The organism is Burkholderia sp. SIMBA_051 (genome assembly GCF_046534915.1).
Classification (GTDB): domain Bacteria; phylum Pseudomonadota; class Gammaproteobacteria; order Burkholderiales; family Burkholderiaceae; genus Burkholderia; species Burkholderia ambifaria.
Window position 1 is genome coordinate 286,794 of sequence record NZ_JAWRXS010000002.1, and the last position, 21,031, is coordinate 307,824.

Below are 21,031 nucleotides of genomic sequence, written 5' to 3' on the forward strand. Positions count from 1 at the left end.
CGAAATCAGTAGCCACCGTTGCGCGGCGCGCAACGGGTTTGCATTGTAGCTGCCGTGCGCGATATGCACGGTCCCCACATTTTGTTCTATTTGGTTCTATGGCATTCAACGTTACTCTCAAGCAAAGCGGCCGGCAGTTCCAGGTCGAGTCGGACGAAACCGTGCTGGCGGCGGCGCTGCGCCAGAACGTCCATCTGCCGTACGGGTGCAAGAACGGCGCGTGCGGCTCCTGCAAGGGTCAGATCGTGTCGGGCCAGATCGAACAGGGCCCGCACGCCGCGTCCGCGCTGTCCAACGACGAGCGCACGCGCGGCCTCGCGCTGCTGTGCTGCTCGAAGGCGCAATGCGACCTCGAGATCGACGTGCGTGAAATCGCCGGCGTCGACGGCGTGCAGGTGAAGAAGCTGCCGTGCCGGATCGCCGCGCTCGAGCGCCGTGCCGACGATGTGATGGTCGTGAAGCTGCAGTTGCCCGCCAACGAGCGCCTGCAATACCTCGCGGGCCAGTACGTCGAGTTCATCCTGAAGGACGGCTCGCGCCGCAGCTACTCGATGGCGAACGCGCCGCACGAGGAAGGCCCGGTCGAGCTGCACATCCGCCACATGCCGGGCGGGAAGTTCACCGATCACGTGTTCGGCGCGATGAAGGAGCGCGACATCCTGCGCTTCGAAGGCCCGCTCGGCACGTTCTTCCTGCGCGAGGACTCCGACAAGCCGATCGTGCTGCTCGCGTCGGGCACCGGCTTCGCGCCGATCAAGGCGATCATCGAGCACGTGAAGCACACGGGCATCACGCGCCCGATGACGCTCTACTGGGGCGCGCGCCGCAAGAAGGATCTCTACCTCGGCGAGCTCGCCGAGCAATGGGCGCGCGAGATCCCGAACTTCAAGTACGTGCCGGTGCTGTCGGAGCCGGACGACGCCGACCAGTGGACCGGCCGCACCGGCTTCGTCCACCGCGCGGTGATCGAGGATCTGCCCGACCTGTCGGGCTACCAGGTGTACGCATGCGGCGCGCCGGTGATGGTCGAATCCGCGCAGCGCGACTTCACGCAACATCACGCGCTGCCGGCCGACGAGTTCTACGCGGACTCGTTCACGAGCGCCGCCGATCTCGCGCATCCGGTCTGAGCACCGGGCGCGCCCGCGCCTGCCGCTGTGCTCCGCCGTGTCACATCCGTGGCATCGCGGCGGTTTACAGTGGGGCGCGGGATGCCTTATGCTTGCGCACATGAACCGCTTCCTGTCCGCTCTCCGACGTCGCCGCTCGCCGCTCCGCCCGGATGCCGCCGGCTCGTCACGGACTCGCGCGTAACCCTCCTCGCTTCACCGGTTACGCACAAGCTGTTCGATCCACCAGCCACGGCCTTCCGTGGCTTTTTTATTGCCCGTTTCCCTTTCAACGCCCGCTGGAGTCTGCTGCCATGCCCCTGAACGATTACCCGATCGACTCGCTGATGTACATCACGAACCGCCCCGACATCGTGTTTACGCACGGCAAGGGTTCGTGGCTCTACGATCACACGGGCAAGCGCTATCTGGACTTCATCCAGGGTTGGGCCGTCAACAGCCTCGGGCACTGCAACGATGGCGTGGTCGAAGCGCTGAAGAGCCAGGCGGAAAAGCTGCTGAACCCGTCGCCGGCGTTCTACAACGAGCCGATGGCGAAGCTCGCGGGGCTGCTCACGCAGCACAGCGTATTCGACAAGGTGTTCTTCACGAACAGCGGCGCCGAGGCCAACGAAGGCGCGATCAAGCTCGCCCGCAAGTGGGGCCGCAAGTTCAGGAACGGCGCGTACGAGATCATCACGTTCGACCACAGCTTCCACGGCCGCACGCTCGCGACGATGTCGGCCAGCGGCAAGCCGGGCTGGGACACGATCTACGCGCCGCAGGTGCCGGGCTTCCCGAAGGCCGAACTGAACAACATCAACTCGGTCGAGAAGCTGATCACCGACAAGACCGTCGCAGTGATGCTCGAGCCGATCCAGGGCGAAGGCGGCGTGATTCCGGCGACGCCCGAGTTCATGCGCGAGCTGCGCGCGCTGACGAAGCAGCACAACCTGCTGCTGATCGTCGACGAAGTGCAGAGCGGCTGCGGTCGCGCGGGCACGCTGTTCGCGTACGAGCTGTCCGACATCGAGCCGGACATCATGACGCTCGGCAAGGGTATCGGCAGCGGCGTGCCGCTCGCGGCGCTGCTGTCGAAGGCCGACGTCGCGGTATTCGAGGCCGGCGACCAGGGCGGCACGTACAACGGCAACCCGCTGATGACGGCGGCCGGCTATTCGGTGATCTCGCAACTCGTCGCACCCGGCTTCCTCGAAGGCGTGCGGGCGCGCGGCGAATACCTGAAGCGCAAGCTGCTCGAACTGTCGGAGGAGCGCGGCTTCGAGGGCGAACGCGGCGAAGGGCTGCTGCGCGCGCTGCTGCTCGGCAAGGACATCGGCCCGCAGATCGTCGAGAAGGCGCGCGACATGCAGCCCGACGGCCTGCTGCTGAACGCGGCGCGCCCGAACCTGCTGCGCTTCATGCCCGCGCTGACCGTGACGACCGACGAAATCGACCAGATGATGGCGATGCTGCGGTCGATCCTCGACACGCTCTAAGGAGACTGCCGCGATGGATGCCGCCGCCGATGTTGTTGCCGATGCTATCGCCATCCGCCCGTTCGAACGCGCCGACACCGATGCCGTGCTGGCCGTCTGGCGCGACGCCTTCCCGCAGTACGACGAAGCCGGCGCGCCGCCGCACCGCGATCCGCTGCGATCGATCGAGCTGAAGCTCGCGACGCAGCCGGAGCTGTTCTTCGTCGCGACCTGCGGCGCGCGGGTGGTCGGCACGCTGATGGCGGGTTTCGACGGACATCGCGGCTGGCTCTACTCGTTCGGTGTGTCGAACGACGCGCGGCGACTCGGCATCGGCCGCGCGCTGATCGCGCATGCGGAACGCGCGCTCGCCGCGCGCGGCTGCCTGAAGATCAATCTGCAGGTGCTGCCCGGCAACGACGACGCGTGCCGCTTCTATGCGGCGCTCGGCTATCGCGTCGAGGAACGCATCTCGTTCGGCAAGACGCTGCCGGCCGCCTGACGACGCCGGCAGTCGCCTGCCTCAGCGCGTGATCGGCCCCGCGTCCGGCAGCGGATTGCCGAGCGCGTCGGTCGGCACGGCCTGCTTCTCGAACGCCGCGAAATACGCGGCCCATTGCGTGTCGCTCACGCGCACGATCAACGCGCCGTCCTGCCACACGTCGTTGTGATCGTTGTGGTCGTTGCCCGCGCGGTGCAGGTAGTTCGAGCCCGTCGAACCCTGGTTCATGTGCGTGTCGTGGATGCCGTTGCCTTGCGCATACGTGCGGCCGAACACGACGACGTCGAGCTCTTGCGACTGCGCGGCGTTGACGAGCCGCAGCAGCGATGGAATCGGCTCCGCGCTCTCGGTGCCGTCCATGACGGCGCTCGCACGCCATGCGCCCGTCTCGTTCAGGATGTCGCTGCGCAGATAGTCGAGCGCCGGCAGCGCCGTTTGCCCGGTGAGATCCGTATAGCCTTCGGCCGCGGCCGCGAGCGTCGCCGTGACCGGATGATGGAAATCGTAGACGAGCTTGTAGTTCAGCAGGTCGTCCGCGTCGTTGGTACCGACGTTGATCGCGACGTCCCAGTCGCCCGTCGGCAACGCGAGCGTCAGGTGAATGTGATACTGGATCTCGCTGCCGTGCGGCGAGCCCTTGAGCTTCGCCACCGACGTCACCTTCGCCTTCACGAAACCGTAGTCCAGACTCATGCGTGCTCTCCGTGTCCCGATGGATCGACCATGCTACGCAGCCCGCGTGTCGGTTTGCCGACGGCCGGTGCGGACGGCCGGTAGCGGACGGCCGGTGCAACTATCGAATCAATGGAGTCGCATCCGCGTGCACAGTTCGCCGTCGGGCGCGCCGCATGAAAAAAAGGCTGTCACGGATTCCCGTGACAGCCTTTCGAAAGCCCTGGCGCGACACGCCGGCATCCGCCGCCGCGCCGCCCCGGGCCCCCGGGCCCGCTCATTCACCCAGATACGCAGCCCGCACCTTCGGATCGTCGAGCATCTGCTTCGCATCGCCTTCCATCGTGACCGTGCCCGAATCCATCACGTAGCCACGGTCGGCCGCCTGCAGCGCGAGGCGCGCGTTCTGCTCGACCAGCAGCACCGTGATGCCCTCCTTCGAGATCTCGCGCACCACTTCGAAGATCTTCTCGACCATGATCGGCGACAGGCCCATCGACGGCTCGTCGAGCAGCAGCAGCTTCGGCTTCGACAGAATCGCGCGCGACATGGCGAGCATCTGCTGCTCGCCGCCCGACAGCGTGCCGGCCAGCTGCGTCGCACGCTCCTTCAGACGCGGAAAGAAGCCGAACATCCGATCGACGTCCTTCTTGATCTGCTCGTTGTCGTTGCGCAGGTACGCGCCCATCTGCATGTTCTCGATGATCGACATCCGCGCGAAGATCCCGCGGCCTTCCGGCACCATCGCGAGGCCGCGCTTCAGGAGCTCATGCGACGGCACGCCCTTGATCGACTTGCCGTCGTACTCGATGTCGCCCGCCGAATACGGCTTAAGACCCGTGATCGCCTTCATCGTCGTGGTCTTGCCTGCACCGTTCGCGCCGATCAGCGTCACGAGCTCGCCCTGACGGACTTCCATGTCAACGCCCTTGACGGCCTGGATGCCGCCGTAGTTGACCTGCAAGCCCTTGATTTTCAACATTGCCGCTGCCATCAGTGCACCCCTGCGCCGAGATATGCCTCAATCACCTTCGGATTCTTCTGCACGTCCTGCGGCAGACCCTCGGCGATCACCTTGCCGTAATCGAGCACCGTCATCCGGTTGCACAGACCCATCACGAGCTTCACGTCGTGCTCGATCAGCAGGATCGTGCGGCCGTCCGAACGGATCTTGTCGAGCAGGCGCGTGAGTTCGACCTTCTCGGTCGCATTCATCCCGGCCGCCGGCTCGTCGAGCGCGAGCAGCTTCGGGTCGGTGGCAAGGGCCCGCGCGATCTCGAGACGGCGCTGGTGGCCGTACGAAAGGTTGCGCGACGTGTAGTCGGCGTACTGCAGCACGCCGACGTATTCGAGCAGCTCGATCGCACGCTCCTTGATCTCGCGCTCTTCCTTGCGCTCGGCCGGCGTCTGGAACACCGCGCCCAGCAGCCCGTGCTTGGTGCGCACGTGGCGGCCCACCATCACGTTCTCGAGTGCGGTCATCCCGCCGAACAGGCGGATGTTCTGGAACGTGCGCGCGATGCCCGTCTTCGCGACCTGGTGCACCGCGGTCGGCTTGTATTCCGTGCCATCCAGCTTGAACTCGCCGGAGTCCGGCGTGTAGAGGCCCGTGATCACGTTGAAGAACGTCGTCTTGCCGGCGCCGTTCGGGCCGATCAGCCCGTAGATCTCGCCTTCCTTGATCTCGAGGCCGACGTCGGACAGTGCCTGCAGCCCGCCGAAGCGTTTGTTCACGCCCTGCACGGACAGTCGGATTTGCTTGTCGCTCATGTGTGTATCCCCTGTGTCCGTCGATTAAGCGCGCACCGGCTTCTTGCTGGCGCGCTTCGCCAGTTTCGCGATCTTGTCCTCATGCTTCGGCGCGGGCCACAGGCCTTCCGAGCGGTACAGCATGATGATCACCATCGCGAGGCCGTACAGCGCCTGACGGATCACTTCCGTATCGACGATGTCATGACCGAACAGCGCATGCTGCAGCGGGCTCATCGTCGAGCGCAGGAATTCCGGGAAGATCGCGAGCAGCACTGCGCCCAGGATCACGCCCGGGATGTGGCCCATGCCGCCGAGCACCACGCAGGCCAGCACGACGATCGATTCCCAGAACGTGAACGATTCCGGCGACACGAAGCCCTGGAACGAACCGAACATCGCGCCCGACAGGCCGCCGAACGATGCGCCCATCGCGAACGCGAGCAGCTTCACGTTACGGGTGTTGATGCCCATCGCCTTCGCCGCGATCTCGTCTTCGCGGATCGCCGCCCACGCGCGGCCGATACGCGAGTGCTGCAGGCGCGTACAGATCCAGATCACCAGCAGCGAGCACAGCACGAACAGGTAGTAGTACATGTACACCGACGGCAGCTGGAAGCCGAACAGCGAGTGCGTCTGCGACAGGTTGAAGCCGGCGACGTGCACCGGATCGATGCCCGTGATCCCCTTCGGGCCGTTGGTGATGTTCACCGGACGGTCGAGGTTGTTCATGAAGATCCGGACGATTTCACCGAAGCCGAGCGTCACGATCGCCAGGTAGTCGCCGCGCAGGCGCAGCGTCGGCGCACCGAGCAGGATCCCGAAGGTGGCCGCCAGCGCCATCGCGATCGGCACGATCAGCAGGAACGGGATGTGCAGCCCGTTCGGCGCGAGCGCCGCGATCCACTCGAACTGCGAGGTCAGGTGCGGCGAGCTCAGGAGCGCCGCCGTGTACGCGCCCACCGCGTAGAACGCGATGTAGCCGAGGTCGAGCAGGCCGGCGAAGCCGACCACCACGTTAAGACCCAGCGCGAGCATCACGTACAGCATCGCGAAGTCGAGCACGCGGACCCAGTAGTTGCCGCCGGCCGAGCCGATGATGATCGGCGCCGCGATCACGAAGACCGCGGTCAGGATGCCGATGATGACCGTCTTGGTGATGTTGCGTTCTTCGACGAGCGACGTCGAGGATTCGATCGGTTGAATGGATGTCATGTTGTTTGCTCCCCTTCCGTTACGCGCGATCCGCGACACGTTCGCCCAGCAGGCCCGACGGACGGAACACCAGCACGATGATCAGCACGATGAAGGCGAACACGTCCTGGTAGTTACTGCCGAATACGCCGCCCGTGAGGTTGCCGATGTAGCCGGCACCGAGCTGCTCGATCAGGCCGAGCAGCACGCCGCCCACCATCGCGCCGCCGAGGTTGCCGATACCGCCGAGCACCGCTGCCGTGAACGCCTTCATGCCGGGGATGAAGCCCATGTAGAAGTGCACGTTGCCGTATTCGGACGCGATCATCACGCCGGCCAGCGCGGCGAGCGCGGAGCCGATCATGAACGTCGCGGAAATCACGAAGTTCGGGTTCACGCCCATCAGGCTTGCCGTGTTCGGGCTTTCGGCGATCGCGCGCATCGCGCGGCCGAGCTTGGTCTTGTGCACGAGCAGCAGCAGGCCGCCCATCACGATGAACGCCACCGCGATGATCACGATTTCAGTGACCGAGATCACGGCGCCGGGCGTCGTGTCGGTCGCCTTGATCACGTTGATCGGATCGGTCGGCAGCAATTGCGGGAACGGCAGCGGGTTGCGCGACCAGATGATCATCGCGGCCGTCTGCAGCAGGATCGACACGCCGATCGCGGTGATCAGCGGCGCGAGGCGCGGCGCGCGGCGCAGCGGCCGGTACGCGACCCGCTCGATCGCGAAACCGACGAACGCACATACGACCGCCGCAATGCCCAGGCCGATCGTCAGCGTCGCGACGTTGCCGAGTCCGGGAAAATGGTTCTGCAGCACGGTGATGGCCGACAGCGCAACCATCGCGCCGATCATCAGCACGTCGCCGTGCGCGAAGTTGATGATGCCGAGAATGCCGTACACCATCGTGTAGCCCAACGCGATGATGGCGTACACACTGCCGAGCACCAGCCCGTTGAGAACCTGCTGGACGAAAATATCCATTTAAAGCTCCTTGGCCCATGCTGCCGGAGGACGTTGCGCCCCGCGGGTAAGCGAGGAATCGCGCCTTCTCGGCGACACTGCGGGTACTAGTCGATACCGGTAAGGGTGGATCGTCCCGGCGCGCGCCGCCCGGCCTGTACGGCCGGACCTGCCGCCGGAGCGGATACAAAAACGGCACCGCACTGTTCCGGTGCCATCGAGGGTCCTGTCGCTAAATCGTCACGACATCGAGGACGGTGTACTTGGCCTCCTTGAAGTCGTAGGGCAGCGTGCCGAAACGGCCGGCCTCCGGTTTCCCGAAGTCCACGCCTTTTTCCGTCCGGGCCGGGGCGAACCCCGCGTCCGGGCAGATCAGGTTCCGCGCCGCGTCGCCCGCGTGCTCGACCACCTTGACGGCGCACATGCCATTGCCGCCAGGGATTTGCGCTCCGATGCAGGACGCCGGCGCCTGTCTGGCAAGCCGGCCGTCCGCTGCCGCCCGCGCGGCGCCCGAACGGGCATCGCGAAGGTGGCGTCCGACTTTCGTCAGGACTGCATCGGAATTCGTGAAACGAAGCACGCCGCCCGCCGCGCCGCGGGTCGCGGCGACATGCCGTTTCGTCGAATCGAAATGAAAGGGGATCACCGACATCTGCACGCTGCCTGTGTTGCCCCGAAACCCGGGCGTCCGTCGGATGACGCGCCCTGCTGCTGCCGCATCGGCGGCTCGTTGTCGGGCGACCCACGTGCCCGTCGCCCGGTTGGCCGCAGCGTTACCGGCGCATGCTGCCCGCCGTGCCGAATGCATGCCGATCTTCGGGCCCTGCGCGTTGAAATCCTCGATCGCCAAACGTGCCCCGTTATCCTTGTCACCGTCCGATTGCGCCATGCGGCACGCCACCGGCGTCGCACGACCGGTTCCGGCAGCGTGCACGTCGCTGCTCGCCGATACTGCGTATGCCGCAGCCTCCCCACCCGCCCCGTCGTCGCTCTTTTTGCTGCGACCGGCAAGCATTGCAACCGGTGCGGCGACGAACCTGGCGTAAGCCAACCTCACATGCATCGAATAGGTCTCCCGCGCCTTCCCAAAACCCGATTTCAAAGCCATTCCGGCCTGAAAACGGGCGCATTGTAACTCCATTTAGAGGACGCCAATATTCCTGATTCGATGGGGTTTTCCTGCATTGCAACCAATTTTGAGAGACGGTTAAGCGCGGGGATAGCAACCGGGTTGCACTATTAATGTGAATAATGGTTGCGATGTCGTTTTTCACGACGCAAAAAAAGCGCGCCCGGAGGCGCGCTTTTGGAGTACCGCGGGTGCGATGCGGCAATCAGACGGCAGGCGGCAGATTCAGGCCGCGCGGCAGCGGAAACGACACGTTTTCCTCGATGCCGTCGAGCGCGCGCACGTTGCGCACGCCGAGCTCGCGCAACCGCGCGATCACGGCCTGGGCGAGCACTTCGGGCGCCGATGCGCCGGCCGTCACGCCGATGCGGCGCTTGCCCGCGACCCACGCGGGATCGATCTGGTCGGGTGCGTCGACCATGTACGCGGCCACGCCGCGCTTCTCGGCCACTTCGCGCAGGCGGCTCGAATTCGAGCTGTTCGGGCTGCCGACGACGATCACGACGTCACACTGCGGTGCCATGAACTTCACCGCATCCTGGCGATTCTGCGTCGCGTAGCAGATGTCCTGCTTCTTCGGCTCGCGGATCTTCGGGTACTTCGACTTCAGCGCGCCGATGATCTCGGCCGCGTCGTCGACGGACAGCGTCGTCTGCGTGACGAGCGCGATGCGCTCGGGATCGGCGAGCTCGAGCTTCTGGACGTCTTCCACGCTTTCGACGAGATGCATGCCGCGCTCGACCTGCCCCATCGTGCCCTCGACTTCCGGATGGCCCTTGTGGCCGATCATCACGATGTCGACGCCGTCCTGGCGCATCTTCGCCACCTCGACGTGCACCTTCGTGACGAGCGGGCAGGTTGCGTCGTAAATGCGCAGCCCGCGCACGTCCGCTTCGTCGCGCACGGCCTTCGACACGCCGTGCGCGCTGAAGATCACGGTGTTGCCGGCCGGCACTTCCTCGAGTTCCTCGACGAAGATCGCGCCCTTCTTCTTCAGATCCTCGACCACGTACTTGTTGTGGACGATTTCGTGACGGACGTAGATCGGCGCACCGTGCATCGCGATCGCGCGCTCGACGATCTCGATGGCGCGGTCGACCCCTGCGCAGAAGCCGCGCGGCTGGGCCAGCAGGATTTCGGCATCGGCGGCGACGGTCTGCCCGGACAGCGTATCGGTGGTACTCATGATTACAGGATTCCGATGATTTTCACTTCGAACGTGAGCGCCTGGCCCGCGAGCGGATGATTGAAGTCGAACAGCGCCGAGGTTTCGCTGACTTCCTTCAGCACCCCTGCATAGCGGCCGCCGTCCGGCGCGTTGAACTCGATCAGCTCGCCCGGCGTGAAATCGTCGCCGACCATCCCGTTCTCGCGCAGCGTCGACAGCGTCACGCGCTGGAGCATGTCGGGATTGCGGGGACCGAACGCCTGCTCGGGCGTTAGCTGATAAGTCGAATGGTCGCCGACCCGGAGCCCGAGCAGAATCTGTTCCAGCGAGGGCGCCAGTTGGCCCGCGCCGAGCAGCAGCGTGGCGGGCTTGTCGGAGAAGGTATTGACGATGTCGGCGCCGTCGGCAAGTGCAAGCCGGTAATGCAGCGTGACATGGGAACCGGGCTTCACTTCGGATAGATCGATGAGGCTCATGGATTACTCGTGTTCGTCGGCGCCCGAACTGGCCGAAAGGCCCGGCGCAAAGCCAATATTGTAAGTCACCTGAGCGCGCAAGGCTGAAAGTGCGACGACGTCGCATCCACGCCCGCCGCCAATGGAGTTTCGCTCATGCTGTCACCCTGTCTCGCCGCCCCGGCGACCGAATGTCGCGACCCCGCCGATGCGCCGGCCGCTCCGGCCCGCCACACGGGGCCGGCCCGGCCGCGCAAGCGCCGTCCGCGAAACTGGAAGCCGCATCTGCCGCGCGAGCGGTTGCTGGAACGCGGGCCGGCCGCGCTGACCGACGCGGAGTTGATCGCGCTGCTGCTCGGCACCGGGGGCGGCGGCCGCGACGTATTCGCCAGCGCCCGCGCGCTGCTCGCCCGGTTCGGCGACTCGCTGCGCGACATGCTCGATGCGGAGCCGGACGTGTTCGCCACGCACCCGGGCATCGGCACGGCGCGCTCGGCGGTGCTGATCGCCGTGACCGAGATCGTGCGGCGCGCGCTGGTCGAAAAAGCGCGCGAGCGGCTGCAGATCGATTCGCCGGGCGCGGTCGAGGATTATCTGCGGCTCAGGATCGGCACGCGTCCGCACGAGGTGTTCGTCACGCTGTACCTCGACGCCCGCCACGGCCTCATCGACGTGGAAGAAAGCGCCCGCGGCTCGCTCACGCGGATGGCCGTCTATCCACGCGAGATCGTGCGACGCGCGCTCGTACTGAATGCCGCGGCGCTCATTATCGCGCACAACCACCCGTCCGGCGCGGTGCAGCCGAGTGCCGAAGACCGGCGGCTGACGCGCGTGCTTCACGAGGCGCTCGCGCTCATCGACGCGAAGCTGCTCGATCACGTGGTCGTCGGCACCGCCGATACATTTTCGTTCGCGCGTGCCGGTTGGCTGTAGACTGTGGCCCGGCGACCCGCCCTGGGGCGCCGCGACGATGAAGCGAAATTGGGTTTGATTTTTCTGAACTTTTTCTGCTAGAATCATCGTCTGTCTTTTTTCCAACCAGTTCTAGCCATCGAAGGGCCTTGTCTGTAAGGGCTTCGGCGTTCTGAGTGCAGCCATGGATCACGTGGCGGTACGATGGAACCTTCATCGGCGATCGAACCCCGAATTTAGCGTATTAGGAGTGCTCTCATGGCACGCGTATGCCAAGTAACTGGGAAAGCGCCGATGAGCGGCAACAACGTTTCCCACGCCAACAACAAGACCAAGCGTCGCTTCCTGCCGAACCTGCAAAACCGCCGGTTCTGGGTAGAGAGCGAAAACCGCTGGGTGCGCCTGCGCGTCTCGAACGCCGGCCTGCGCCTGATCGACAAGAACGGCATCGATTCCGTGCTCGCTGACCTGCGCGCACGCGGCGAAGCCTAAGCCCAAGGAGCACAATCATGGCAAAAGGCGCACGCGACAAGATCAAGCTCGAGTCGACCGCTGGTACGGGTCACTTCTACACGACCACGAAGAACAAGCGCAACATGCCGGAAAAGATGGCGATCAAGAAGTTCGATCCCGTCGTCCGCAAGCATGTGGAATACAAAGAAACCAAGATCAAGTAATCTCCGGTTTCTGTAGCCTGACGGCGACCAAAAAGCCCCGCACATGCGGGGCTTTTTGTTTTGCGCATACGCGCGCGGGCCCGACGCGGTATGCTCTCCCCTTTCCGCGGCCATAGCCGACGGAACGCACAAGTCTAAAGCGTAACGATGGAGATGCAGCATGAAATTCGACGTGGCGATCGTCGGCAGCGGCCTGGCAGGGCTGTCGGTCGCACTCAACCTGGCCAGCACGCGACGTGTCGCGCTGATCGCGAAACGTTCGATGATGGAGGGGGCGAGCGATAACGCGCAAGGCGGCATCGCGGCCGTCCTCGACTCGGCGGACAGCATCCAGAACCACGTCGACGACACGCTGGTCGCCGGCGGCGGGCTGTGCGACGAAGGCGCGACGCGCTACATCGTCGAGCACGGCCGCGAAGCGATCGAATGGCTGATCTCGCAAGGCGTGCCGTTCACGAAGGACGATGCGGCCGAACTCGGCTTCCATCTGACGCGCGAAGGCGGCCACAGCCACCGCCGGATCATCCATGCGGCCGACGCGACCGGGCATGCGGTGCTCGCGACGCTGTCCGACCGCGCGCGCCAGCATCCGAACATCACGTTCTTCGAAAACCACCATGCGATCGACCTGATCACGTCGGACCGGCTCGGCCTGCCCGGCCGCCGCTGTCACGGGCTGTATGCGCTCGACGTCGACAACGACCGCACGATCACGATCGAGGCGCCGCACACGGTGCTCGCAACGGGCGGCGCCGGCAAGGTCTACCTGTACACCACGAACCCCGACACCGCGACCGGCGACGGCATCGCGATGGCGTGGCGCGCGGGCTGCCGCGTGTCGAACATGGAATTCATCCAGTTCCACCCGACTTGCCTGTTCCATCCGTATGCGAAATCGTTCCTGATCTCGGAAGCCGTGCGCGGCGAAGGCGGCTTGCTGAAGCTGCCGGACGGCACGCGCTTCATGCCCGCGCACGATCCGCGCGCGGAACTCGCGCCGCGCGACATCGTCGCGCGCGCGATCGACTTCGAGATCAAGAAGCGCGGGATCGACTGCGTGTATCTCGACATCAGCCATCAGCCGGAAGCGTTCCTGCGCGAACACTTCCCGACGATTCACGCGCGCTGCCTCGAATTCGGCATCGACATCGCCCGGCAGCCGATTCCGGTCGTGCCGGCCGCGCACTACACGTGCGGCGGCGTCGTCACCGACCTCGCGGGGCGCACCGATCTCGCGGGCCTGTATGCGGTCGGCGAAACGTCTTACACGGGGCTGCACGGCGCGAACCGGCTCGCGAGCAACTCGCTGCTCGAATGCCTCGTGATCGGCCGCGCGGCGGCCGAGGCAATCGAGGCGGCCGGCTTCGACGCCCAAACGCCGGCCACGCTGCCCGCATGGGACGAAAGCCGCGTGTCGGATGCGGACGAGGAAGTCGTCGTGGCGCACAACTGGGACGAGTTGCGCCGGCTGATGTGGAACTACGTCGGCATCGTGCGTACCGACAAGCGTCTCGAACGCGCGAAGCACCGCTTGTCGCTGCTGCGCGACGAGATCCACGAGTACTACGCGAATTTCCGCGTGACGCGCGACCTGCTCGAACTGCGCAATCTGGTCGACGTCGCGACGCTGATCGTGAAGAGCGCCTACTCGCGCCGCGAAAGCCGCGGGCTGCACTACAGCCGCGACTGGCCGCACACGTTGCCGAAGGCGCTGCCGAGCGTGCTCACGCCGCGCTCGCGCCGCTGACCGGCACGCCCTCCCGGGGGCGGCCACCATACAGAAAAAAGGCCGTTGGCGCTTGCACGCCAACGGCCTTTTTCGTCAGACGACATGCCGCGAGGTCAGTCGACGATCCGCATCGAATAGTCGGTCGCGCGCACGTCCTTCGTCAGCGCGCCGATCGAGATGCGGTCGACACCCGTTTCCGCGAACGTGCGCACCGTATCGAAATTGACACCGCCCGACACTTCGAGCACGGCCTTGCCGGCCGCGACGCGCACCGCTTCGCGCATCATGTCGAGCGTAAAGTTGTCGAGCAGCACCGATTGCGCGCCATGCGCGAGCGCCGTGTCGAGCTGCGCGAGCGTCTCGACTTCGATCTGCACCGGCACGCCCGAATCGAGCGCGAACGCCGCATCGAGGGCTTCGCCGACGCCGCCGGCCGCCGCGATGTGGTTCTCCTTGATCAGGATGCCGTCGTACAGCGCGAGACGCTGGTTCTCGCCGCCGCCGACCCGCACCGCGTACTTCTGCGCGAGCCGCAGGCCCGGCAGCGTCTTGCGCGTATCGAGGATCTTCGCGCGCGTGCCTTCGACGCGATCGACGTAACGACGCGTCGCGCTCGCGACGCCCGACAGCAGTTGCAGGAAATTCAGCCCGTTGCGCTCGGCCGTCAACAGTGCGCGCGCCGGCCCTTCGAGCTCGCAGACGGTCGAATCCGGCGTCATCCGGTCGCCTTCGCGATAGCGCCATTGCACGACGATCGACGGATCGATCCGCGCGATGACGGCCTCGAACCATGGCACGCCGCACAGCACCGCTTCCTCGCGCACGATGATCCGCGCACGGCGCCGCTCGCCGGCCGGCACGAGCCGCCCGGTCTGGTCGCCGGTGCCGACGTCTTCGGCGATCGCATCGGCCACGTTGCGCGCGATCGCTTCGTCGAATGCCGCACCGTATTGAGCGCGGACGGCGTCGAACAGCGGCGAGACTGCGGTCGCAACGGCGCCTTCCGGCGCGCCGCCCTCGAGCACCGCGGCCTTCCCCTCGGAAGGCGCCGTGCCTGGGACCAGAGTAAGCGCCGCAGCGCCAGTTTCGGGTGACAGCGAACGAATGTGGGCGCGGGAGTCGCTCATTACGCAGCCCCCACGTTCGCGAACAGTTGCTGGTCGCGCTGCAGATCGCCGCTCGCCTGCACGCGCTTCTTGTGCGCCGCTGCGAAATCGAGCATCCGGTCGATCGGCAGACGCGCACGCACGCCGATCGCGGGATCGACGAAGATCTCGTTATGACCGCGCTCGAGCACGTCGGCGAGGTTCGCGAGGCCGTTCATCGCCATCCACGGGCAATGCGCGCAGCTCTTGCAGGTCGCGCTGTTGCCGGCCGTCGGCGCGGCGATGAAGGTCTTGCCGGGCGCCGCGAGCTGCATCTTGTGAAGGATGCCGAGATCGGTCGCGACGATGAAGTGCGTCGCGTCGAGCTTCACGGCTGCGTCGATCAGTTGCGTGGTCGAGCCGACGACGTCCGCCTGCGCGACGACGTTTTCCGGCGACTCGGGGTGCACGAGCACCTTGGCGTCCGGATATTCGGCGCGCAGCAGGTCGAGCTCGATGCCCTTGAATTCGTCGTGGACGAGGCACGAACCCTGCCACAGCAGCATGTCCGCGCCGGTTTTCTTCTGGATATAGCTGCCGAGATGGCGATCGGGTGCCCAGATGATCTTCTCGCCGCGCGCGTGCAGGTCGGCGACGATCTCGAGGCCGATCGACGACGTGACCATCCAGTCCGCGCGCGCCTTCACGGCGGCGCTGGTGTTCGCGTAGACGACGACCGTGCGATCGGGATGTGCATCGCAGAACGCGGAGAATTCGTCGGCCGGGCAGCCGAGATCGAGCGAGCAGGTCGCATCGAGATCGGGCATCAGCACGCGTTTGCCGGGGCTCAGGATCTTCGCGGTTTCGCCCATGAAGCGCACGCCGGCGACGACGAGCGTCTGCGCGTCGTGGTCACGGCCGAAGCGGGCCATTTCGAGCGAATCGGCGACGCAGCCGCCTGTTTCATCGGCCAGTTCCTGCAGCTCGGCATCCACGTAGTAGTGGGCGACGAGCACGGCCTTTTCCCGTGCGAGCAGCGCCTTGATGCGCGCTTTCAGTGCAGCGCGTTCCTCGGGGGACGGCGCGTCGGGCACCTTGGCCCATGCTTGTCCCACGCCGCACACGGTCCCTGCTGCGACGGGCCGGTCGTACTCGACGGGTTTGATCGTCGATTGCATCTCCATATCTCCTGTCGACCAGAGTTGGCGCTTTAGCGCTTACTCTGGTCCCATGCTTCGCGGTCGACCAGAGTCGGCGCTTTAGCGCTTACTCATGGCCCCATGGGGCATCGAATCCACTGCCCCAAGCCTCATACCAATCCACCCTGCCGATCGGCCATCAAAAACCGGCGGCCCAAATGAAAAAACCCCGCCAACGCGGGGTTTGTGACGTCCTTAGATTCTAATCGATTTCGAATCAGGCGTAGCGACGCAGACGTGTCGCGAATTCCTGCAGCGCCTTGATGCCGCTTTGTTCTGCGCGATGGCACCAATCCTGCAATTGCGCGAGCAGCTGTTCGCGAGACGCGGTCGAGCGATCCCAGATCGCGGCCAGATCCTGGCGCAGCTGGAAGTACGTCTGCAGCTTCTGGCTGTTCGCGAAGATTTCCGGCAGCAGCTTCTTCTGCGGCTCGTCGAGGCCGTCGGCGTCCTTGTGGAACCACTTGCGCGCGCTGCGCATCAGCTGGTACTTGTCGCTCGCACCGAGCTCCTTCAGGTGCGCGAGCTCCTGGCGGTATGCACGCTTGACGGCCTTGCCGTAGCGCGCCATCACTTCGTAGCGGTTCGACAACACGGCCTGCAGCGTTTCCTGGTCGAGCACCGTCTTCGGCTTGTTCAGGCGCGGCGTCGGTGCGACCTTCTTCACCTTCGCGAGACCGAATGCCGACATGATGCGGATGTACATCCAGCCGATGTCGAACTCGTACCACTTGTTCGACAGCTTCGCCGACGTCGCGAACGTATGGTGGTTGTTGTGCAGCTCTTCGCCGCCGATCACGATGCCCCACGGGAACAGGTTCGTGCTCGCATCGGCCGAGTTGAAGTTGCGGTAGCCCCAGAAGTGGCCGAAGCCGTTCACGACACCGGCGGCCCAGAACGGAATCCAGACCATCTGCACGGCCCACACGGTCAGGCCGAGCACGCCGAACAGCGCGACGTCGAGCACCATCATCAGGCTCACGCCGAGGATCGGGTACTTCGAGTACAGATTGCGCTCGATCCAGTCGTTCGGCGTGCCGTGGCTGAACTTGCGCATCGTTTCTTCGTTCTTCGCTTCCGCGCGATACAGCTCGGCGCCTTCGAGGAACACCTTCCAGATCCCGCGCGTCTGCGGGCTGTGCGGATCTTCCTCGGTTTCACACTTCGCGTGGTGCTTGCGATGGATCGCGGCCCACTGGCCCGTCAGCATGCCGGTCGTCATCCACAGCCACATGCGGAAGAAATGGCTCGCGATCGGATGCAGCTCCAGCGCGCGGTGCGCCTGGCAGCGATGCAGGTAGACCGTCACGCCGATGATCGTGACGTGCGTGACGGCGAGCGCGAACAGCGCGACCTGCCACCACGAAAAACGCAGGAGCCCGTGGGAAAGAAAATCGAGCAGGGAATTCAACAAGGCAGTTACCTGTGGTGAGAGCGACGCCGGCGCCGGCCGACGTCATAAAAATGAAAGCATACCGCGTGTAGACCGGAATTTTACTTCAACCGTTCCAAGTCTTTGTAAAAAATGAATATTTTCTTGTGTTGACGCAAGGCGGACAGTCCATCTCCGGACCCGGAAAGCCCCGCGATCCCGTTCTGGCCGGTCAGATTTACCCGATTCGGGGCGACGCGCCGCGCCTGGGCCGCCTGAGGCCACTTAGGCCGCCGACGCCTGCCCGTCCACCGTCCCGACGCCCGCCACGGGCAAGCCCTTCGCCACCACGCCGCTCGCCGCAAGACCGTCGGGCAGGCCGACCACGCGCACTTCGCGCTGCGGGAACGGGATCGAGATCCCGTGCTCGCCGAACAGCCGCCAGATATTGCGGTTCACGGCCGAACGCACGCCCGACGTGCCCGTCGCCGCATCCTCGATCCAGAAACCGAGCTCCAGATCGATCCCGTCCGCGCCGAAGCCGACCAGGTACGGGGCCGGCGCAGGCTCCGCGAGCACGCGCGGCACGCCCTTCGCGGCTTCCGCCAGCACCGCCAGTGCCTGCTCGACGTCGTTCGTATAGGCGATCTGCACGGCGACCTTCGCGTAGCCGCGCGTCAGGTACGACGACTGGTTCTGCACGACGTCGGTGATCAGCTTCTCGTTCGGGATCAGCGTCTCGTTGCCGTCGAGGCCGCGCACGACCGTATAGCGCGTGCGGATCTGCGTGACGACGCCCTGCAGCCCGCCGACGCTGATCGCGTCGCCGAGCCGCAGCGAGCGATCGAGCAGGATGATGAAGCCCGACACGTAATTGCTGGCGACCTTCTGCAGGCCGAAGCCGAGGCCGACGCCCAACGCGCCGCCGAACACGCCGAGCACCGTCACGTCGATGCCGACGAGCGACAGCCCGATCAGGACCGCCGCGAACACCAGCAGCGCGCGGCCGACCCGCGACAGCACGACCTTCAGGTTCGCGTCGAGCGTGCTCGCGCGCGCGAGGCGATCCTCGAGCACCGAGCCGAGCCACATCGCGACCATCAGCGTCACGCACACCCACAGCGCGCCGGAGATCACCGACAGCAGCGTGAGATGCGCATTGGCCACGCGGAACTGCACGCTGTCGAGCCAGCCGAGCACGTCGCGCTGGATGCCGAGCACGGTCAGCACCATCGCGGCCCACACGATGGTCGACACGATCTTCTCGACGATCGACAGCCACGCATGCGTGTGGCCGTCGCGCGCGAACACGCGCCGCGCGAAGAAGAACAGCACGTAGATCAGCCCGATGCCGAACAGCGGCACGAGCGCGAGCGACAGCAGCGACGTCGACATGAACGGCTCGAACGCGAGCTGCGCGATGCCGACGAAGATGCCGCCGAACAACGGGAACAGCGCGCGCTTCAGGCTATCCGAGCCCGCGCCGGGCGCGCGTCCGGACGCCGTACGGCGCGCATCGATCCGGCCGTGCACGAAGCGCGCGGCCAGCCACGCGAAACACAGTGCGCCGACGAGGATCGCCGCCTGCCAGATCATCACCGGCTGGTGGAAATCGCGAATCACCGAGGCCAGCCGGCGCGACAGCAGGCGGCTTTGCAGACTCTCCATCGCCCGTCCCTGCCGCCGTTACTGCGCGCGCCGCTCGAGCACCGCGGCGAAGAAGCCGTCGGTCGCGTGGCGGTGCGGCCACAGCGACAGGTAGTCGCCGGTCTCGATCGCGATGCGCTGGTCGGCCAGCACCTGCTGCGCGGGCACCAGCACGAACTCCGCATGGTCGGCCAGGAACTGCTCGACGATCGCTTCGTTCTCCGCGTGGAGCACGCTGCAGGTCGCGTACACGAGCCGGCCGCCCTTCTTCACGAGACGTGCGGCGCTCGCGAGGATCGACGCCTGCTTCGGCGTGAGCTCCTCGATCGACGTGCGCGTCTGGCGCCACTTCAGGTCGGGATTGCGGCGCAGCGTGCCGAGGCCGCTGCACGGCGCGTCGACCAGCACGCGGTCGATCTTGCCGGCGAGCCGCTTGATCTTCGCGTCGTGCTCGCTGTCGATCAGCACCGGGTTCACGTTCGACAGCCCGCTGCGCGCGAGGCGCGGCTTGAGCTTGGTCAGGCGCTTTTCCGACACGTCGAACGCGTACAGGCGCCCGGTCGAGCGCATCATCGCGCCGAGCGCGAGCGTCTTGCCGCCGGCGCCCGCGCAGAAATCGACGATCATCTCGCCGCGGCGCGGCGCGACCAGCGAGCACAGCAGCTGGCTGCCCTCGTCCTGCACCTCGATCTGCCCTTCCTGGAACACCTGCAGGCGCGTGAGCGCCGGCTTGCCGACGACGCGCACGCCCTGCGGCGCGAACGGCGTCTCGCCCGCGTCGATGCCCTCCGCGCGCAGCGCGTCGATCACCTGGTCGCGCGTCGCCTTCTGCGCGTTGGCGCGCAGGTCGAGCGGCGCCGGGTAGTTCAGCGCGGCGGCGAGCTGTGCGAGCTCCTCGGCGTCGAAACGGGCCGACAGCGCCTGGTAGATCCAGTCCGGCAGGTTCGTGCGCACGCGCACCGGCAGGCTCGCCGGGTCGATCTTCGACACGTGCTCGAGCCACGCGGCCTCGGTGTCGGACACGAACGGCTTCAGCGCATTGCGGCCGAGCGTCTGCATCAGGCCCAGCAGCGTGAGGCGTCGTGCGGGGCTGCCCGTGCCGCTCTCGGCGAGGTGCGAAAACTCCATCTTGCGGCGCAGCACCGCGAACACCGCCTCGGCGATCACGCCGCGCTCGGCGTGGCCGAGCTTCGGGTGCGCGCGGAAGAACCGGCTCGTCGTCGCGTCGGCGGGGCCGGTGAACTTCAGCACCTCCGCCAGCAAGGTCTCGGTCTGGCCAATCAGGAATCCGTGCAGCTTCATACGCCCTCGCTCGTTTCGGTATGCGGTTGATCCGCGAAAATCCAGCGCGCCTCTTCCGGCGCCACCACTGCCCGGCCGTTCTCGAGGCGCAGGCGCCCCTCGACGAACCAGCGCACCGCACGCGGATACAGCACGTGCTCGACCGTCAGCACGCGCCGCGCGAGCGCGGCCGCGTCGTCGCCCGCGCGCACGGGCACCGCGCCCTGCGCGACGATGGCGCCGCTGTCGAGTTCGGGAATCACGAAATGCACGCTCGCGCCATGCAGCGCGACGCCGGCATCCAGCGCCTGCTGGTGCGTGTGGATACCCTTGAAGCTCGGCAGCAGCGACGGGTGGATGTTGAGCAGCCGGCCCTCATATCGTCTGACGAAATCGGGCGTGAGGATGCGCATGAAGCCGGCGAGCACGACGAGATCGGGCGCAAAACGGTCGATCTCGGCGGCGAGCGCCGCGTCGAAGCTGTCGCGGCCGTCGAACGACCGGTGGTCGACCACCGCGGTCGCCACCCCGTGCGACGCGGCAAAAACCAGGCCGGCTGCGTCAGGCCGGTTGGCGATCACGGCGGCGACCTGGGCCGGCCAGCGTTCCTGCGCACACGCGCGAACGATGGCCTCCATATTGCTGCCGCGACCGGAAATCAGGATCACGAGTTTTTTCATCCGCGAATTTTACCATTCGCCCC

21 protein-coding genes are annotated in these 21,031 nt (G+C 66.0%); 7 read left to right on the forward strand and 14 right to left on the reverse strand.

Going from position 1 to position 21,031, the window contains the following annotated elements:
• The first annotated feature begins 98 nt into the window (after positions 1-98).
• The 3 genes from SB771_RS05305 (at position 99) to SB771_RS05315 (ending at position 3,089) form a co-directional block, all read left to right on the forward strand.
• Positions 99-1,130: a CDP-6-deoxy-delta-3,4-glucoseen reductase gene (locus SB771_RS05305; RefSeq protein WP_011657699.1), complete on the forward strand. Its 1,032-nt coding sequence runs from the start codon at positions 99-101 to the stop codon at positions 1,128-1,130.
• 293 nt (positions 1,131-1,423) lie between these two features.
• Positions 1,424-2,608 carry an acetylornithine transaminase gene (locus SB771_RS05310; protein ID WP_175660288.1) on the forward strand — a complete coding sequence of 395 codons (1,185 nt, stop codon included), beginning with the start codon at positions 1,424-1,426 and terminating at the stop codon, positions 2,606-2,608.
• A 13-nt stretch (positions 2,609-2,621) separates the two neighbouring features.
• On the forward strand, positions 2,622-3,089 hold the full coding sequence (locus SB771_RS05315; RefSeq protein ID WP_105833111.1) for a GNAT family acetyltransferase: 468 nt from the start codon (positions 2,622-2,624) through the stop codon (positions 3,087-3,089).
• Positions 3,090-3,110: 21 nt separating this feature from the next.
• On the opposite strand, the gene SB771_RS05320 is transcribed toward SB771_RS05315, so the two are convergent.
• From SB771_RS05320 to SB771_RS05355, 8 genes are all read right to left on the reverse strand, one after another.
• Entirely contained in the window at positions 3,111-3,782 is a 672-nt protein-coding gene (locus SB771_RS05320; protein ID WP_011657702.1) for a DUF2278 family protein, read from the reverse strand.
• Positions 3,783-4,038: 256 nt separating this feature from the next.
• Entirely contained in the window at positions 4,039-4,755 is a 717-nt protein-coding gene (locus SB771_RS05325; RefSeq protein ID WP_006750046.1) for an ABC transporter ATP-binding protein, read from the reverse strand.
• Positions 4,755-5,531 carry an ABC transporter ATP-binding protein gene (locus tag SB771_RS05330; protein ID WP_006750047.1) on the reverse strand — a complete coding sequence of 259 codons (777 nt, stop codon included), beginning with the start codon at positions 5,529-5,531 and terminating at the stop codon, positions 4,755-4,757. Before SB771_RS05330 ends, SB771_RS05325 begins: the two co-directional genes overlap by 1 nt.
• A gap of 24 nt (positions 5,532-5,555) precedes the next feature.
• Entirely contained in the window at positions 5,556-6,725 is a 1,170-nt protein-coding gene (locus SB771_RS05335) for an ABC transporter permease subunit (RefSeq protein WP_165751888.1), read from the reverse strand.
• A 19-nt stretch (positions 6,726-6,744) separates the two neighbouring features.
• Positions 6,745-7,695 (reverse strand): branched-chain amino acid ABC transporter permease, encoded by a 951-nt coding sequence (locus SB771_RS05340; RefSeq protein ID WP_006757318.1) that lies wholly within the window; start codon positions 7,693-7,695, stop codon positions 6,745-6,747.
• Between the two features lie 211 nt (positions 7,696-7,906).
• Positions 7,907-8,737 (reverse strand): branched-chain amino acid ABC transporter, encoded by an 831-nt coding sequence (locus tag SB771_RS05345; RefSeq protein ID WP_175660434.1) that lies wholly within the window; start codon positions 8,735-8,737, stop codon positions 7,907-7,909.
• A gap of 271 nt (positions 8,738-9,008) precedes the next feature.
• The gene (gene ispH, locus SB771_RS05350; RefSeq protein ID WP_006750051.1) at positions 9,009-9,989 is read right to left on the reverse strand and encodes a 4-hydroxy-3-methylbut-2-enyl diphosphate reductase; all 981 of its coding nucleotides are present in this window, start codon (positions 9,987-9,989) and stop codon (positions 9,009-9,011) included.
• A gap of 2 nt (positions 9,990-9,991) precedes the next feature.
• Entirely contained in the window at positions 9,992-10,447 is a 456-nt protein-coding gene (locus SB771_RS05355) for a peptidylprolyl isomerase (protein ID WP_011657706.1), read from the reverse strand.
• A gap of 135 nt (positions 10,448-10,582) precedes the next feature.
• Between SB771_RS05355 and radC the strand changes: the two genes are divergently transcribed.
• The 4 genes from radC to nadB all read left to right on the forward strand — a co-directional run bounded on the left by radC (position 10,583) and on the right by nadB (position 13,762).
• Complete coding sequence (gene radC, locus SB771_RS05360) at positions 10,583-11,359, forward strand: RadC family protein (protein WP_011657707.1); 777 nt, start codon at positions 10,583-10,585, stop codon at positions 11,357-11,359.
• Positions 11,360-11,596: 237 nt separating this feature from the next.
• Positions 11,597-11,830, forward strand: coding sequence for a 50S ribosomal protein L28 (rpmB, locus tag SB771_RS05365; protein ID WP_004186391.1), 234 nt, complete (start codon positions 11,597-11,599; stop codon positions 11,828-11,830).
• 17 nt (positions 11,831-11,847) lie between these two features.
• A complete protein-coding gene (gene rpmG / locus SB771_RS05370; RefSeq protein WP_006478046.1) occupies positions 11,848-12,015 on the forward strand; it encodes a 50S ribosomal protein L33 in 168 nt (55 codons plus the stop codon).
• A 160-nt stretch (positions 12,016-12,175) separates the two neighbouring features.
• Positions 12,176-13,762 carry an L-aspartate oxidase gene (gene nadB, locus SB771_RS05375; RefSeq protein ID WP_011657708.1) on the forward strand — a complete coding sequence of 529 codons (1,587 nt, stop codon included), beginning with the start codon at positions 12,176-12,178 and terminating at the stop codon, positions 13,760-13,762.
• A 95-nt stretch (positions 13,763-13,857) separates the two neighbouring features.
• Here nadB and nadC read toward each other — a convergent pair whose 3' ends face one another.
• The 6 genes from nadC to purN all read right to left on the reverse strand — a co-directional run bounded on the left by nadC (position 13,858) and on the right by purN (position 21,008).
• Positions 13,858-14,871 (reverse strand): carboxylating nicotinate-nucleotide diphosphorylase, encoded by a 1,014-nt coding sequence (gene nadC, locus SB771_RS05380; RefSeq protein WP_244096776.1) that lies wholly within the window; start codon positions 14,869-14,871, stop codon positions 13,858-13,860.
• Complete coding sequence (nadA, locus tag SB771_RS05385; protein ID WP_165751891.1) at positions 14,871-16,007, reverse strand: quinolinate synthase NadA; 1,137 nt, start codon at positions 16,005-16,007, stop codon at positions 14,871-14,873. The genes nadC and nadA overlap by 1 nt, the downstream gene beginning before the upstream one ends.
• Before the next feature lie 238 nt (positions 16,008-16,245).
• Positions 16,246-17,442, reverse strand: coding sequence for an acyl-CoA desaturase (locus SB771_RS05390; protein ID WP_105834862.1), 1,197 nt, complete (start codon positions 17,440-17,442; stop codon positions 16,246-16,248).
• Positions 17,443-17,685: 243 nt separating this feature from the next.
• The gene (locus SB771_RS05395) at positions 17,686-19,068 is read right to left on the reverse strand and encodes a mechanosensitive ion channel family protein (RefSeq protein WP_175660290.1); all 1,383 of its coding nucleotides are present in this window, start codon (positions 19,066-19,068) and stop codon (positions 17,686-17,688) included.
• 18 nt (positions 19,069-19,086) lie between these two features.
• A complete protein-coding gene (locus tag SB771_RS05400; protein WP_175660291.1) occupies positions 19,087-20,349 on the reverse strand; it encodes an RsmB/NOP family class I SAM-dependent RNA methyltransferase in 1,263 nt (420 codons plus the stop codon).
• Positions 20,346-21,008, reverse strand: coding sequence for a phosphoribosylglycinamide formyltransferase (gene purN / locus SB771_RS05405; protein WP_011657713.1), 663 nt, complete (start codon positions 21,006-21,008; stop codon positions 20,346-20,348). The genes SB771_RS05400 and purN overlap by 4 nt, the downstream gene beginning before the upstream one ends.
• Between the last annotated feature and the right edge of the window lie 23 nt (positions 21,009-21,031).

Bases quoted from the DNA above. Each gene is read 5' to 3' on its own strand.
- SB771_RS05305 (WP_011657699.1), top strand. From the start codon at position 99: ATGGCATTCAACGTTACTCTCAAGCAAAGCGGCCGGCAGTTCCAGGTC.
- SB771_RS05310 (WP_175660288.1), top strand. From the start codon at position 1,424: ATGCCCCTGAACGATTACCCGATCGACTCGCTGATGTACATCACGAAC.
- SB771_RS05315 (WP_105833111.1), top strand. From the start codon at position 2,622: ATGGATGCCGCCGCCGATGTTGTTGCCGATGCTATCGCCATCCGCCCG.
- SB771_RS05320 (WP_011657702.1), bottom strand. From the start codon at position 3,782: ATGAGTCTGGACTACGGTTTCGTGAAGGCGAAGGTGACGTCGGTGGCG.
- SB771_RS05325 (WP_006750046.1), bottom strand. From the start codon at position 4,755: ATGGCAGCGGCAATGTTGAAAATCAAGGGCTTGCAGGTCAACTACGGC.
- SB771_RS05330 (WP_006750047.1), bottom strand. From the start codon at position 5,531: ATGAGCGACAAGCAAATCCGACTGTCCGTGCAGGGCGTGAACAAACGC.
- SB771_RS05335 (WP_165751888.1), bottom strand. From the start codon at position 6,725: ATGACATCCATTCAACCGATCGAATCCTCGACGTCGCTCGTCGAAGAA.
- SB771_RS05340 (WP_006757318.1), bottom strand. From the start codon at position 7,695: ATGGATATTTTCGTCCAGCAGGTTCTCAACGGGCTGGTGCTCGGCAGT.
- SB771_RS05345 (WP_175660434.1), bottom strand. From the start codon at position 8,737: ATGCATGTGAGGTTGGCTTACGCCAGGTTCGTCGCCGCACCGGTTGCA.
- ispH (WP_006750051.1), bottom strand. From the start codon at position 9,989: ATGAGTACCACCGATACGCTGTCCGGGCAGACCGTCGCCGCCGATGCC.
- SB771_RS05355 (WP_011657706.1), bottom strand. From the start codon at position 10,447: ATGAGCCTCATCGATCTATCCGAAGTGAAGCCCGGTTCCCATGTCACG.
- radC (WP_011657707.1), top strand. From the start codon at position 10,583: ATGCTGTCACCCTGTCTCGCCGCCCCGGCGACCGAATGTCGCGACCCC.
- rpmB (WP_004186391.1), top strand. From the start codon at position 11,597: ATGGCACGCGTATGCCAAGTAACTGGGAAAGCGCCGATGAGCGGCAAC.
- rpmG (WP_006478046.1), top strand. From the start codon at position 11,848: ATGGCAAAAGGCGCACGCGACAAGATCAAGCTCGAGTCGACCGCTGGT.
- nadB (WP_011657708.1), top strand. From the start codon at position 12,176: ATGAAATTCGACGTGGCGATCGTCGGCAGCGGCCTGGCAGGGCTGTCG.
- nadC (WP_244096776.1), bottom strand. From the start codon at position 14,871: ATGAGCGACTCCCGCGCCCACATTCGTTCGCTGTCACCCGAAACTGGC.
- nadA (WP_165751891.1), bottom strand. From the start codon at position 16,007: ATGCAATCGACGATCAAACCCGTCGAGTACGACCGGCCCGTCGCAGCA.
- SB771_RS05395 (WP_175660290.1), bottom strand. From the start codon at position 19,068: ATGGAGAGTCTGCAAAGCCGCCTGCTGTCGCGCCGGCTGGCCTCGGTG.
- SB771_RS05400 (WP_175660291.1), bottom strand. From the start codon at position 20,349: ATGAAGCTGCACGGATTCCTGATTGGCCAGACCGAGACCTTGCTGGCG.
- purN (WP_011657713.1), bottom strand. From the start codon at position 21,008: ATGAAAAAACTCGTGATCCTGATTTCCGGTCGCGGCAGCAATATGGAG.